This is a genomic window from Pontibacterium sinense (assembly GCF_015209595.1).
GTDB lineage: Bacteria > Pseudomonadota > Gammaproteobacteria > Pseudomonadales > Balneatricaceae > Pontibacterium > Pontibacterium sinense.
In genome coordinates this window covers 1-14,993 of the sequence record NZ_JADEYS010000002.1, presented here as the reverse complement: position 1 = coordinate 14,993, position 14,993 = coordinate 1, and the positions used below count along the sequence as shown (strand labels likewise).

Below are 14,993 nucleotides of genomic sequence, written 5' to 3'. Positions count from 1 at the left end.
TCGTTCAGATCCATCAGCGTGAAGTCATAAGAATAAAAAGGAATTCGCCATGACCCCTACTCACAGCTATTCCGACGGACAGGGCCCATTGCCCACAGCGGTACTGAACCAGATTCAGGACGAGATGTTCAACTACAGCAACAGTGGCAAAAGCATTATGGAGCTAAGCCATAAGAGTATCCTCGCCAGAGATCTGATTGATGATACGGTCGAACGGTTACGCAAGTCCCTTCGGTTAGATGACGCCTGGGATCTGCTCTTACTGCAAGGTGGCGCTTCACAGCAATTCGTCATGGCTCCGCTGAATCTTTCAAAAGAGTTCGACAAAGTTGATTACGTCGACAGCGGTTACTGGTCACAACAAGCGATCAGTGAAGCTCGCCATTGTGCGCGTAACGTCAGCATCATCGCTAGCGGTGAAAACCAGCATTACCAAGCACTGCCGTCGATAGACACCCTTAACAGCCGCGCCGATGCACGCTACCTGCACCTGTGTACCAACAACACCGTTATGGGTACCCAGTGGCATCAGCTGCCTGATTCCCCTACGCCGTTGCTACTGGATGCATCATCTGACTTCCTCAGCCGCGACATTCCTTTGGAAAATGTGAACTGCCTCTACGCTCATGCGCAGAAGAATATTGGTTTAGCGGGAGTCACGGTTGTGGCCGTACGTAAACGTGCGATTCTCAACAACAACTTACCGGCTTATCTGGACTATATGTCTCATATCACAGCGGGTTCCAGCTATCACACGCCTCCCCTTTTCTCGATCTACGTGACCAACCTGATGCTGAAATGGCTTGAAGAACAGATCGGCGGTTTGAGTAGCATGGAAGAGATCAATCGACAGAAAGCCAAACTAATCTATGACGCGATTGACGACTCCCGTCTGTTTCGCACCCATGTCAATGAGTCAGATCGCTCGCTCATGAATGTAGTCTTCAGCACGGGGAACAGCATCAGCGACGAAGCCTTTGCCATGTACTGTAAAGGACGTGGTATCAACACCATTGAATTACATCCTCGCGGCACAGGCTTACGCGCCAGCCTTTACAATGCGATTACCATCGACGATGTGCAGTCATTGGTGACCGCCATGCATATGTACCAGCTCACACTGTCCAGCCTGTTCTTTGAAAGTGCTGGTGTTCGGGAGGCACGTTTTACCCAGTAACCCACACGCAGATATTCAGTCCCATATTACCTCTGCAAACACAGCCCAAGCACAAGGATGTGAAGGCCTGATCTACACCAACCGTTCGCCAGGAATTACCTGCGGGTAATGTATTTCAGCGGTACGGCACAACTATCGACGATCTTACGCATAACAAATGACGACTTTACGCCGGACACACCCTTAATACGCGTGATCGTTCCCAACAACACGTTGTGATAGCTGTCCATATCCGGCACAGCAATCTTAAGCTGGTAGTCCGCCTCATGACCGGTGATCAGCAAACATTCCATCACTTCTGGCATGTTACTAATCTCACGCTCAAACTCTTCAAAGCGCTCCGGGATATGTTTATCCATGCTGATATGCAAGATAGCAATCAGGTTGAGGTTGACTGCCCGCTCGTTGATCCTGACCACCCGCTCGCCAATCACACCGCTCTCTTCAAGCTGTTTGACCCGCCTTGAACACGGCGCGGCGGTCAGTCCTACTCTCTCTGCCAAGTCTTGGTTCGATACACCACCATCACGCTGTAATTCGTGCAATATTTTGATATCAAAACGATCCAAATCGACATTAGATTTCATGATTTTTTATCTTTACGCAATAATATTAGATATAAAATATTAATAGCTTTAAACTTATTGCGCAAATAGCGTTAATTCATTGAATTTAGCGGATTAATTGCGCAGCACTTTGCCTAAACTATCTCTCGTTGGCTGCTTCGACAGAAACACCAGCATTACACGGAAAGAAGATACCCGGCGGCTTATCGGTCACCGGCGGTTTAACAGCCACAAGCTGGTATCACCCGTCACTTTCCAGGTTTATCGAACCAAGCCCAAGCGCCAAAAGTGCACTGAAAACCTGAAGCCCCGTTTCTGCCAAAATGCGGGGCTTTATGGCATGAACCACCGATATATTTAACATCCCAGCAACACCTAAACTCAGGAATAGTTTTATGTTTGACCATCGTAAATACAGTCCCTTTCCAGCGCTTCGTCTGACAGACCGCACTTGGCCGGACAAGCAGATCACTCAGGCTCCCGACTGGTGCAGCGTTGATCTACGCGATGGCAATCAGGCGCTGATCAACCCGATGTCGGTTGAGAAAAAAGCCCGCTTGTTCCAGTTGCTGGTGAAATTGGGTTTTAAAGAGATCGAAGTAGGTTTCCCTTCGGCCTCATTGCCCGATTACGAATTCATGCGTAAGTTGATCGACGAGGAGATGATCCCTGACGATGTCACGATTCAGGTATTGGTTCAGGCACGTGAGGAGTTGATCCAGCGTACCTTTGAATCTCTGAAAGGTGTAAAGCAGGCGATTGTTCACGTCTACAACTCCACCTCCACCGTTCAGCGTGATCAGGTGTTTGGTTTAGACCGCGACGGCATCTCCAATATCGCGGTGCAAGGTGCAAAATGGTTAAAACAGTATGCGTCGCAGCACCCGGATACCGACTGGAGTTTCCAGTATTCACCGGAGAGTTTCACCGGCACCGAGATGGATTATGCCGTGGAAGTCTGTGACAAAGTGATCGCCGAATGGCAGCCAGAAAACGGCCAGAAGGTGGTGATTAACCTGCCATCAACCGTCGAGATGTCCACGCCGAACATCTTTGCTGATCAGGTCGAGTACTTCTGCCGTAACCTGAAACAACGTGAACATGTGCGTATCAGCCTGCACACCCACAACGACCGTGGCTGCGCAGTCGCTGCCGCAGAGCTGGCGGTGATGGCCGGCGCTGACCGGGTTGAAGGTACATTGATGGGTAACGGTGAACGTACCGGTAATATGGATATCATCACCATGGGGATGAACCTTTACTCTCAAGGTGTCGACCCTAAACTGGATTTCTCTAACATCTCAGAGATCATCGAGACCGTTGAGTATTGCAGTGAACTGCCGGTACCTGCACGTCACCCCTGGGCTGGTGAATTGGTATACACCGCATTCTCTGGCAGCCATCAGGACGCGATCCGCAAATCGATGGCGTACCACGATACCCATGAGCTTCAGCACTGGGACGTGGCGTACCTGCCAATCGATCCATTGGATATTGGCCGGGAATACGACGCAGTGGTCCGTATCAATAGCCAGAGTGGTAAAGGCGGTGTAGCGCTGGTTCTGGAACGAGACTATGGCATCGAACTGCCAAAATGGATGCACGCTGAGCTGAGTAAAGTAGTACAAAAAGCCACCGAAGTGACCGGCCGTGAAATCTCACCTGCTGAGATCAAGGCGCTGTACGAAGACAACTTTGAAACGGTAGCGGATACGTGGGTATTGGATGGTTATGACCTGCACAATGAAGGCGACCAGATTCAGGCAGAAGTCCGCGTAGCAGGTCATAAACTGCAAGGTACCTGCTCCGGTGCTGTTGGGGCACTCTGCACAGCGCTGACGGGTCAATTTGATTGTCAGATTGAAGTCACCCACTTTGATGAGTTTGCCGTTTCCAAAGGCACCGATGCCAAAGCGCGGGCTTGTGTGGGCGTCAAACTCGACGGCGAACAACACTTCGCCGTTGCGGTTGCAGCCGATACCTCAGCTGCCACGCTGCAGGCGGTACTGACTGCCTTCAGTCGTAGCAGCCAACACGCCGTTGTCGCGGCCTGATGCCCTCTATCAGGTTCAGCTTAATCGGATTTTTCTGCTTAACCTGAACCTGAGGCTGAACCAAAAATTCGGCCAGATCTTTCTCAGGATCGCTCTAATCAACGCGATCCTGAGTAATTCACACTGATAAACCCGTCCTCAAACCACAGACTTTCCGCCGAGCTTGTCCCATTAGATAAACCGTTTAATCAGCAGACGAAGGGGTCAGAAATCCGATCTTGGACACGGATCACCAACCGTCAGGAAACCATCAGCCAGCGAATTACGTAGCGATTTTGCCGCGCCACGCCAAAGCGGAAATCGAAATTCCTGTTGGCCCGGGATGACGATAACGGGACTCGAATCGGCACGGTTCAGGCCCTCAATCAAAGATTCATGAGGGATCCATATCCACTGTGACCGTTCGACATCACGGCAGGTACGTGGGGCAGAAATATCTGTCAGCAGGAAGAACGGGACTTCCGCAACGTAGCTGTAAAAACGTCCGGACTTACTTGGCCCTTTCAGCTTAAGTGTTCGTAGCGTTTCCTTATCAAACACACAGTTCGTTTCTTCATACAGCTCACGCAACGCGGTTTGCCTGGCTGTTTCATCTCCTTTCGGTCCACCACCAAACGCACCCCAGCCCTGTCGCTTCGGATGCGAGTCATATGCCAACAGATATTGCGCCCCTGTGTCCGTGCAAGCATAAGGTGTCACTCCCGCATTCACACCCGAGAGTGAACCCGCCGATGCGTATAACGGAAACAGAGAAGCGACAAACATCAATCGGAGAAGAAACATAAAGCAGTCCAAAGGCCTAACTAAGCTCAGCAATAAGAATGGGGGCTACTATACCGCAAGACTGTCCACAATTTCATAATGTTCAACATCTGGAAACGGATCATAAAAGTGATGCAGAAGTGCTCGCCACTCAAGATATTCCGGAGAACCACGAAAACCTTCCGTATGGTCCTCCAACGTTAGCCAGTTAACCAACAAAATATAGCGGTTCGGTTTTTCGAGACAGCGCTTCAAGTCATGGGAGACATAACCCGGCATACTGGCGATGATCGCCTGTGCATTCGAAAATGCCACTTCAAACGCAGCCTCATCCCCTGCCTTCACATCGAGAATAGCGACTTCCAAGATCATTGTGGTTTCCTTAGCAATAGACCGTATGTTTAGTTATGTGGGTTGCATCTAAGATCTGATGAATACCCAAAACAGAGCATAGGCAACTATCAGCACGCATAACGCCCTTAATTTAAAGAGCCCTAAACACCCTCGTGGCTAGTCAGCCGCACGATCTTGTTGGTGATCAACATAATCAGTAAGACAGAAGCACCAAAGACATACAGCCCGCCATGTACTTCAATACTAGCGATGGCATCGAGCTTGACCGTCACGATCAACACGGCGACAACCATAACGTCTAACATCGCCCAGCGTCCGTATTCATGCATCAGATGCAGATAACGTTTTATCTTCGGAGTTTGGAATGATTCAGCACCCAGTAGCTTAAACAATACGCCTATTTTCAGAATCGGCAGCACAATGCTAAAAGCTGCAACGACGGAGAATAGTAATATGTGACCATTGCTGAGAAGCTCAAGCACACCAGACATGACGGAGAAGGAGTTACTCACCACGATAAATTTGCTGACTGTAATCATCGGCAAACAAATCCCCACCAAAAACAACCCCGTTGCCAGAATCAACAACCAACGCATTCGTTTTGCTTGGACTACGGGAATGCCGACAGGATCTGCATCATTGGGTGAAATATCGTTCATCCTTATTATTATCAGTAAGCGGTTAGCCCTCGCTGACCGTAGATATAACCAGAGTGTTCATGATCACAAACACCGCTCTTCAACTATACGGTTGGAAATTTTCGCTGATTCCGACGCCACTGAATAAAGCCATGCACCAGCAACGTACCAATAACCACCGCTCCCCCCTGCAACGCCTGAACGCCAGGTACTTCATCCAACCAAAGCCATGTCCATAGTGGGCCCATCGCTGTTTCCAGTAACATCAGCATACTCACCTCTGCGGCGGGGATTCTCATCGGGCCTAGGGTAATCAGAATAAACGCCAGCGGCACGATGCCGAGACACAGCAACAACATCCACCCCCATTCTGGACCTTGCAGGCTAAATGGTGAACCAAAGGTTGCGCTGATGATTGCGATGATCAGACCAGAGAGGATGAGCGCCGGTGTCATATCACGTTTTGAGTTTGCACGATCATTCACAAACTTAGCTGACAGCGCCAAACCACACACCAGCGCAATCAAATCACCTGCCAAATTGGGACTTTGCCATGATCCCGCCAGCACCCAGCTGATTCCCAGCATAGAGATGATAATCGCGATCCATGTCACCAGCGAAGATTTTTCACGCAGAAAGATCCTGGCCATTACCGCAGCAAATAAGGGTTGCGCACTGATGATCACCAGCACATTTGCCACAGATGTCAGCGTAATCGCCGAGACAAAACAGATAGCACTCACTGCGAACAATAAGGCGGAGCGAATAAACGCAACATCCCAACTGAAGAGTGCTTGTTCAGGCTTGCGATAGCGGCACCAGAAAAATACGGCGACACTGAGCAACAACCCTCGCCAGAATAGCAGATCAAACGATTCAGAATTGATCAGCCGAATCAGTAACGCATCAAAGCTCAGTACTAATACACCCAATGCGGTGAGTAAAAAGCCCTTCATGTAATCCGTGTTCAAGCGTTACCCTCTTCCCATTATCCTGGCTCGCCGGCCCTAACCCATGGGTTAGACCAGATTGTTCTTTCACGTCAATACGGCGATGCCGCTACACAGGTACCACTTCAAGATTCAGGCTTGTTGTCCACTGAGTTCATCCACTCCTCATCTTTTGCCTCATCCCCTGCGCTGATGGCATCAACTACATCAGATGCCGCTTCAGGAATGCTTTCAACAACCGCCACCGCAACATCCATAGCGTTGTCTGGTGCTGCCTCAGACAATCGCTGAACCAGTTCGACCGCCGCTTCATGCTCTGGCGTATCGTCTACTGTATCGGAGGCCACATCCAAATCTGTTTCGACGTGAGTATCGGTTTCCTCAGCAGTGTCATATTCAGACTCTGCAATGTTACCCGCCATCTCCGCAGCAACGTCAGCAGCACTGTCAGGATCAGCTTCGACCACCGCAACAGCAACATCCATCGCTTGCTCCGGTGCCACCTCAACCAAACGGGACACCAGCTCAACGGACGATTCATAACTGGCAACGTCTGAATCATCCATCTCACTCGCCGTCACATCCGATGCCTTATCAGCAACGTCAATGTCTTCACTCTCTTGTTCTGAATCCCCAAAGCCACTGGCAATCTCTGCTGCGACAGCTGCTGCACTTTCTGGCTCTGCTTCTACCACCGCAACAGCAACATCAACCGCCTGCTCTGGCGCAGCTTCTGCCAACCGCGACGCCAGCTCCACCATCTCTTCGTATTCCGGCTCTGCATCAGTCTGTTCCGCTTCTTCCGCGGCGACTTCATCTTCGGATGCAGAGATACTACCCGCCAATTCAGCCGCCACTTCAGATGCACTTTCCGGTTCTGCTTCTACCACCGCAACAGCAACATCAACCGCCTGTTCGGGTGCTACCTCAGCCAGTCGCGATACCAGATCCACCTGTTGCTGATAGGCATTTTCCAACTGCTCCAAAGAACTACCCGAAGATTTTTCAGCGTTATGACTGACTTCCAATGCGGCCTCAATCAGGTCACTAGCCATATACTCTTCGGCAACCGATACCGCTGTTTCTGGCACCGCATCGACCATGGTAGCCGCCATATCCAGCGCCTGATCAGGTGCTACATCCCATAGCTCAGATACGACATTCACCGCATCTTCTTCACTGGTATCATCGGCACGATCTGCCGGACGCAGAGCTTCACGTTCATCCGCAAACACCTGAGCATAGTACTCAGCAACCTCAATCGCCGTTTCCGGGGCCGCTTCTGCCGCTGCACGTGCCATCTCCATACGACGCTCAGGGAAGGTGCGACCAATTTCCTGCGCAATGCTCACCACCTGATCGGGATACCACTCAGCCAATTTCGCCACCAACTCAGTGGCCAGCTCAGGGCGCGTAGTGACAATGGCATTGGTCACATTCAGGATCTGAGATGGGATCACCTGTTTCATGACTTCATACAGGTCAAAGACATCAACACCCTCGACCTCCGCAACGACTCCCGCCAACTCGACACCCTTAGAAGGATCACTCAAGGTAATCGCCTGTGCCATTTTCACAGCCGCAGCAGGGTTATGCAGTGCAACACTGATCACTGTTTCTGCTTCAGCACTCAACGGTGTTTCAGACTCAATATATTTAGTACGTGGATCAAGATCGACGGCAGCAGACATACCCGCCCCCTGCATGACGAAGTTCTCCTGATCTTCCACCGGCAATGCTTCTCGCACCTGCATGCGATACAACACAAACATCGCCAAAAGAGCCTGAATCACCGCCAGGAAATAGAACAATGCGTTATTGCCGAACGCCTGCATCGCCAATGAAGCGGTATAAGGCCCGAGTACTCCGCCGACAGAAAACGCCAGAATCATACTGCCCATTGCGGCCACCATCTCATTCTGACGCAACTTATCAAACGCCTCTGAGATACTGATCGGATAGGTACAGGCGATGATGCCACAGGTGATCGCTGTCGCCAGAAAGACAGCCCAGGTCATCCCCATCAGCGCCAACACGTTCACCGCGATACAACTCGCGGCGGACAATGCCAACAGACATAACAACACCGTTCGACGGTCGAAACGATCCGAAAGATACCCTACCGGGAATTGCAGCAGGAACGCCCCAAGAATTGCCGCCCCCATATACAGTGAAAGCTGGAAATCAACGATGTCGTACTCTTTCGCAAACACGGGTAACAGGTTAAACGCCGCCGAGTAGATCAGGCCGGAGATCAGACAACTCACTACGCCCAGCGGTGAGATCTTAAAGAGTGCCCGCAGAGACATCGAACTGGCATCTTCGACAACAGGTCCTTTGTGACGGCTCATCACAACGGGGATAACCGACAAACTCAGCAAAACCCCGGCAAAGACAAATAACGTTGTGGTCTCAGGCGATGCTATGTTCATAAAGAACTGCCCGATAAACAGACCTGCTAAAACGACCGCATTGTATACAGCGAGAACCTTGCCACGCGTATCTTTCGTTGACGCGTCACTCAGCCAGCTTTCCATGGCCGTAAAGGCACACGCGTTGCAGAAGCCAAGCACAAAACGCATCCCGCCCCATACCGCAGCATCTGCAAACAAACTGCAGATCAGCATGCTGACGCCACCCAGCGACACGCAGCCCGCGAACATACGAATATGACCCGCACGCATAATCAGGTTTTTACTGTAAATCGCCCCTAACAACAGGCCAACGTAGTAGAGCGACTGCACCAGACCGATCCAATCCGTGCTGACCCCGTCCAGCCCCATGCGCACGGGTAACAGCACGTTCATCAGCCCGTTCCCCAGAAGGAGAATAAAGCAACTGACAAACAATGAAATGAGTGAAAAGAACGTCGCGGTCACGGCGGCAAACTCTATGGGTTAAGACGTCGGATTCTCAAGGCTGAGTGAGTTAAAGCGCTTAAGATATAGCCAGACTGGTAATTTAGTTAAGTCCACCGGATGGCTTTTAGCCATTTCTCGGTGCTCCAAGAACGACAAAAGCCGACGGCGACAACCGATCAGTTCCCTCGGGAAGCATTCGGCAGAAGCGTATCGGCTAGTCTAAATGTATGGTGCTCTTGTCCAGGCTATTAGTTCATTCGTTCACGCCCGGTTGGATCAAGTCATCAATTTCAAGCGATGCTATTTTAGATCAAGGCTGAAAGCAATCCATTTTAAAAATCTTTTTTGGGCGGTATTTTTCTCTAAAAAGAAGGGCCAAAATAGTCAAATTTCACGAAAAATATGTCGCGATTGGACAAGAAAATAACGACCTGGTCGTGATCACTTTACTGGCAGGATAAATATTCCTCATAGCGTTATGAGAATTACTTACTTGGCGGGGTAACAAGGGTTTATGATAATGCCGCCCCCTCTCCCTACACGCGCCTTGCATGATGATTTCTGACCCGATTTTATTTACCACGGCACTTATAGCAGTCACACTCGGCGCTATCTTGCAAAGCTTAACGGGGATCGGCATCGCAGTTATCGCAGCACCCGTTTTGGTCCTGATCGACAGTACATTTTTACCCGCTCCGATTCTCTCGCTGGGTTGTACACTCTGTGTGCTGAACACTTTCCGCTATCGCCAGAAGCTGCAATTCGGCAACACCCGTCTAGCCTTATATGGACGCCTTCCCGGTGTGCTCATCGGCATTACCCTACTGACATTGCTGCCTCAGTCGTTACTGATGATTGGTTTCGCACTGCTGATTATGCTGTCGGTAGGACTGACCTATCGTCATATCAAACTACATCAATCCCCACGCAACCTGATGGTTGCAGGATTCTTCTCCGGCGTGATGGGCACAACAACATCCGTTGGCGGACCACCCATTGCACTGGTCTATCAAAACAGTGAACCCCAACAGGCACGCGCGGAACTTGGATTGTATTTCTTGATCGGGACGTTGATGTCGCTGAGTGTGCTCGCGTGGTCAGGTCACTTTACAGCAGAGCAAGTCACGCTCACACTCCAGATGATACCGGGCGTGGTGCTTGGTTTTCTGGTATCGATTCTGTTGGATAGTCGTTTTAAAAGCAGCTACCTGAAACCGTTGATTGCTCTGCTCTCACTCGGCTCCAGCATGGCCATATTGTGGCGGGCATTTACTCAACTCTATAGCTGACATAAGAACAAACGCTATTTACTGTTCGATTCCATGATGAAGCGTTCAAGCTTTTTGTCTGTGCCTAACACGTGACGCATGAGCCATTCACGCAGAAACAGCGACAGGCTTTTGCGCAGATCTTCATCATAACTTTGATGCTCTTCCAGCATTGTGGCCAGCTCACGACGAAACTTGTTGTGCGCGTCCTTATGAGCATCCCGATCAGGATAATCCAATTCGAGCATATATTGCTCTTCCAGCATGAAATGATACTCAGCGTAATCGTTTAGTTTCTTAAACACACTGTTATCCACACGGCTTTCTTTTATCTGATCAATCAGACGAAACAGTTGCTGATGTTGTGCATCCTGCCATATCAGTTCGCTGGTTTTTTGCATCACCATGAATCACCCTACCCGGCCTATTTATTCAGACTTATTATTTAAGCCTAAGTGCCCGTTCGTAGATGTGCTAGGTCCACAAGACACCTTCATGACAAGGATCAGTTTTAGGTGTTTTGTGCCCCGGTGATGAACCAATGTTGCTATAGGGTGATCGTTCCAACACGCTGATTGCTGGAAAGCACTGTCAAAGAGGAAAGCTGATGCGAGTGATCAAATACGAACCAACGCCGCCGCTTCTTCACGGGTAAAGAAACGCCCTAAACGAAAGAACCCCGAGATCACTGAGCTTTTAATCTCAGTGACGTGTCCAGATACATCGCGGGCTGTCACCCAACACTCAGGTAATCCATCAAGTGTGTGAATAGGTGCCAGCATCCCATTTCTAAAACGGGACAGTACGATATCGCCGCTCAACTTATCCATAAACGCGGGGATAAAACCCTGATGCTGATTTTGCTCACTCACGCCCCCAGTTCCTGAGAACTGGCCATTTTCCCGTACTAAACGGTTTGATTGCAGCTGAGTATCCATGACACATACCTCTTCCAGGCCCTTGAATCACCGTGTTTACGGTGCCTCTACTAAAAACTTAAGCCACACAGCTGAAATGAGTCTGAAAAGGAGAAAATTATTTTGCAGGCGTATATTGCTTGAAAAGAAACAGCGAGGAAGGAAAGCGAAGAACCCTGTAACAGCAACGCCGCTACAGGGCTTGAATACTGAATCCGGTTATCAGAAGACCAGATTCATCATCACGATTAATACAACCAGGAACAGAATGGTCATGATGCCACCCGCACGGATGAAGTCTGGCACCCGGTAACCCGCAGGCCCCATGATCAAAGCGTTTACCTGATGAGTTGGGATCAGGAAGGAGTTAGATGTTGCCAACGCGACAGTCAGTGCAAACACAGCAGGATCAGCGCCCGCCCCAATGGCAATATTCACCGCCAAAGGTACCAACAATACTGTTGCGCCAACATTGGACATCACTAAGGTAAAGAACGTCGCCAAAACCGCTACTGCCGCCTGAATACCCCAGATCGGCATACCCTCGAGCAAACTCAGAGTTTGATCCGCAATCCACGCCGCTGTGCCTGTACTTTCAACGGCCATACCCAGCGGGATCAAGCTCGCCAGCAGGAACACAGTCTTCCAGCTGACCGCCTCGTAGGCTTCATCAATGCTTAGCACACCACTCAGAATCATACCCATTGCCCCGGTCATCAGAGCAACAGACAGACGAATATCCGTGAACAACACCATAGTCAACGCGATTACAAAGAAACCCAACGCCCAGTTAACTTTGTGCGGACGTAATTCTTCTTTCGGGTAACTCTGCGTCATCACGACCAGGTTACGATCACGTTCCAGGCGCGCCAGAGATTCCCATGAGGTGTGGCACACCAGGGTATCACCCGGCTCAAACTCGATAGCACGGACGCCCTGTCCGGCATGGGATGTTTCACCTGAACGGTGCAACGCCATCAGCGTTAAACCATAGACATTGCGTAAACGCAGTTCTAATGCAGACTTACCGATCAGCTGAGAACCCGGCGGAACAACCAATTCGGCAATACCAGACTTACCCGACGACAACGCTTCCGAAAAGGTTTCCATATCCGGGCGGCGCTGCAAATCATATCTATTAGCAAAAGACTCCAGTGCACCGGCTTCACCGATCACCGCCAGCACAGAGTTTTCTTCCACCGCGACGGTACGCGCTAAACCACCGTTACCGATACGCTGCTTACCGTTGGCCAGCTGCACAGCGGTGACACGTACACTGTTTTCGGTTTCAAAGTCTTCCAGTGTCTGACCCACCAGCGAGGAGTCAGGCGATACCATCACTTCCATCACGTCACAGTCGAGACCGTAGATCTCTTTGAAGTAGTCCATGGTATTCGTACTGGTATCTTCACCCTTCGTAGTAGGCAGTACAAATCGACCCGCAATCACGAAATACAAAATACCCGTGATCACCAAACAGATACCCACCGGCGTCACAGAGAACAGAGACCAGGTATCCATCTGCTGGTCTGCAGGCAATGTCTGATTCGAGGTTAGAATAAGGTCATTCAGCAAGATCAGCGGGCTGGACCCGATCATAGTCATCGTGCCACCCAGAATCGCGCAGAAGCCCATTGGCATCAGCAAACGCGATAAAGGCAAACCGGTACGGCCAGATATACGACTCACCACCGGTAAAAACAGCGCCGCAGCACCTACGTTCTGCATGAAGCAGGAGATAAAACCAACGGTACTGGAGATAATTGGAATAATACGAGTTTCTGTTGTACCACCCACTTTCAGAATCCAGTTAGCGACTTTGCCCATCAATCCCGTCTTATCCAGACCGGCACCGATGATCATCACCGCGATGATCGAAATCACCGCGTTACTGGAGAAGCCGTTAAACAGTTCAGAATTTGGCACCAGCCCTTCGCTTAACCCCATTATGGGTGCGAACAGTCCTGTCAGGCCCAGCAGCACCATAATGGTCGCCGCAGCGACATCAACACCCACGATTTCGAAGGCAAAAAGATAAATAGTCAGTAGCAAAATAGCGCTGACCCAAGCAATTTCAATACTTGGCACCATCTGGCTGATCAGCAACGCAAGCGCCAGAAACACACCACCGGCGACGAGCTGTTTCATCGGCAGCTGCCGTTTGGGTGCTGCGGTCGAACTTTTTAGGTCTGCTTCATTTTTATTATCTGAAGTGTTTGTCACAGACATTGCCTTCTCCAAAGTGAATAAGCTTCCGTGGACACGTTCCCGGCATCCACTTCATCCACCAAACCGAAAATTAGCCAGTTGCCGCCTAACGCATTTGCGTTTGACGAAGTTCTGGCTCCTATACCCATGCTAAGTAGAGGGTCGATTCTGAACAACGACCAGACCGCTAGCACATATGGAGCCAGCACCCAGATGGGGCCAACCTGGACCCACTCTAAGGTCTAATCTGGATCATCAAAGCCATGGTATGCTTCTTTACACTTGCGACCCATCGGTCAAAGCTCCGCCCAGAGCCCGTCACCGACTGATCTTTTTCTTTTCTTCCATACTTATTTTTAATGCCCAGAGAGGTTGATACCCCACTGATGGAACTGATGACCCTGTTGCCTTTTATAGCCATTATTGCTTTCGCCACCTACGTGCAGACCGTGACCGGTTTCGCACTGGGCATGATAGTGATGGGAGCCGTAACCACCTTTGATCTGGTTCCGATTGCCTTCACTTCGGTCATTATTAGTGCCGTCACCTTTATCAACGGCCTTGTCGCAATAAAAGGCAACACAAAGACGCTGGATCTGAAGCGTGTCGGCCTGACGTGTGCAGGTATGTTCCCGGCAATTATGCTGGGTCTGCTTTTATTGGATTACATGAGCGAAGAGTTCAATCACATCCTTCAACTCCTGCTAGGCGTGACAATTATTGGGGCGGGCCTGATGATTATGCTAAAACCGGAGCCCTTGAAAGCGCCCTCTTCAACCGCAATGTTCGCTGGGTCTGGCGCAGCAGCGGGTGTTATGGCGGGGTTGTTCAGCATGGCCGGACCGCCTCTGGTCTACCTGTTTTATCGGCAGCCGTTTGACCTGAAAACAATTCGCCTGTGCTTGGTGAGCATCTTTTTACTCAGCGCTGTGGCCCGTACCGGTATGGTCGGTGCACAAGGTGGATTGACGATGGATATGCTGATCTTCTCGGTCTTCTGCATCCCGATGGTGACGCTGTTCACCTGGGTCGGAAAACGTTATCCGCCGCCGTTAAGCAACACCAACATGCGCCGCTTTGCATTTTTCCTGCTGATCGTCATTGGTGCCAGCTTGGTGCTGAAGAATATCTAGTACCGGGATTTGATGGTGGGTATCGCGCTGCTCAACCCAACCTTGTATCTCTCCATCTGCTCTGTTTGATTAGATAGAGCTCCCCGGTCAGGTGAGGCTGTACCC

Annotated in this window: 13 protein-coding genes; 4 read left to right on the top strand and 9 right to left on the bottom strand. The window is 50.4% G+C overall.

From position 1 onward, the window contains the following. The first annotated feature begins 49 nt into the window (after positions 1-49). Entirely contained in the window at positions 50-1,177 is a 1,128-nt protein-coding gene (gene serC, locus IOQ59_RS02320) for a 3-phosphoserine/phosphohydroxythreonine transaminase (protein WP_193951648.1), read from the top strand. 95 nt (positions 1,178-1,272) lie between these two features. On the opposite strand, the gene IOQ59_RS02315 is transcribed toward serC, so the two are convergent. Continuing rightward, positions 1,273-1,764, bottom strand: coding sequence for an Lrp/AsnC family transcriptional regulator (locus IOQ59_RS02315; RefSeq protein ID WP_193951647.1), 492 nt, complete (start codon positions 1,762-1,764; stop codon positions 1,273-1,275). A 374-nt stretch (positions 1,765-2,138) separates the two neighbouring features. Here IOQ59_RS02315 and IOQ59_RS02310 point away from each other — a divergent pair, with 374 nt between their 5' ends. Further along, entirely contained in the window at positions 2,139-3,797 is a 1,659-nt protein-coding gene (locus IOQ59_RS02310; protein ID WP_193951646.1) for a 2-isopropylmalate synthase, read from the top strand. A 204-nt stretch (positions 3,798-4,001) separates the two neighbouring features. Here IOQ59_RS02310 and IOQ59_RS02305 read toward each other — a convergent pair whose 3' ends face one another. The 5 genes from IOQ59_RS02305 to IOQ59_RS02285 form a co-directional block, all read right to left on the bottom strand. Beyond that, entirely contained in the window at positions 4,002-4,580 is a 579-nt protein-coding gene (locus IOQ59_RS02305) for an NUDIX hydrolase (RefSeq protein ID WP_193951645.1), read from the bottom strand. A gap of 48 nt (positions 4,581-4,628) precedes the next feature. Next, complete coding sequence (locus tag IOQ59_RS02300; protein WP_193951644.1) at positions 4,629-4,931, bottom strand: antibiotic biosynthesis monooxygenase family protein; 303 nt, start codon at positions 4,929-4,931, stop codon at positions 4,629-4,631. A 122-nt stretch (positions 4,932-5,053) separates the two neighbouring features. Then, positions 5,054-5,572 (bottom strand): paraquat-inducible protein A, encoded by a 519-nt coding sequence (locus tag IOQ59_RS02295; protein ID WP_193951643.1) that lies wholly within the window; start codon positions 5,570-5,572, stop codon positions 5,054-5,056. An 83-nt stretch (positions 5,573-5,655) separates the two neighbouring features. Continuing rightward, positions 5,656-6,522 (bottom strand): DMT family transporter, encoded by an 867-nt coding sequence (locus tag IOQ59_RS02290; RefSeq protein ID WP_193951642.1) that lies wholly within the window; start codon positions 6,520-6,522, stop codon positions 5,656-5,658. A 104-nt stretch (positions 6,523-6,626) separates the two neighbouring features. Then, positions 6,627-9,380 carry an MFS transporter gene (locus IOQ59_RS02285; RefSeq protein WP_193951641.1) on the bottom strand — a complete coding sequence of 918 codons (2,754 nt, stop codon included), beginning with the start codon at positions 9,378-9,380 and terminating at the stop codon, positions 6,627-6,629. A gap of 533 nt (positions 9,381-9,913) precedes the next feature. Between IOQ59_RS02285 and IOQ59_RS02280 the strand changes: the two genes are divergently transcribed. Continuing rightward, the gene (locus tag IOQ59_RS02280) at positions 9,914-10,651 is read left to right on the top strand and encodes a sulfite exporter TauE/SafE family protein (RefSeq protein ID WP_228050637.1); all 738 of its coding nucleotides are present in this window, start codon (positions 9,914-9,916) and stop codon (positions 10,649-10,651) included. Between the two features lie 14 nt (positions 10,652-10,665). On the opposite strand, the gene IOQ59_RS02275 is transcribed toward IOQ59_RS02280, so the two are convergent. From IOQ59_RS02275 to IOQ59_RS02265, 3 genes are all read right to left on the bottom strand, one after another. Further along, the gene (locus IOQ59_RS02275) at positions 10,666-11,037 is read right to left on the bottom strand and encodes a bacteriohemerythrin (RefSeq protein WP_193951640.1); all 372 of its coding nucleotides are present in this window, start codon (positions 11,035-11,037) and stop codon (positions 10,666-10,668) included. A 210-nt stretch (positions 11,038-11,247) separates the two neighbouring features. Then, positions 11,248-11,568, bottom strand: a complete 321-nt coding sequence (locus IOQ59_RS02270; protein ID WP_193951639.1) for a hypothetical protein — start codon at positions 11,566-11,568, stop codon at positions 11,248-11,250. Between the two features lie 201 nt (positions 11,569-11,769). Next, positions 11,770-13,776 (bottom strand): SLC13 family permease, encoded by a 2,007-nt coding sequence (locus tag IOQ59_RS02265; protein ID WP_228050636.1) that lies wholly within the window; start codon positions 13,774-13,776, stop codon positions 11,770-11,772. Positions 13,777-14,141: 365 nt separating this feature from the next. Between IOQ59_RS02265 and IOQ59_RS02260 the strand changes: the two genes are divergently transcribed. Continuing rightward, the gene (locus tag IOQ59_RS02260) at positions 14,142-14,888 is read left to right on the top strand and encodes a sulfite exporter TauE/SafE family protein (RefSeq protein ID WP_193951638.1); all 747 of its coding nucleotides are present in this window, start codon (positions 14,142-14,144) and stop codon (positions 14,886-14,888) included. Positions 14,889-14,993 lie beyond the last annotated feature (105 nt).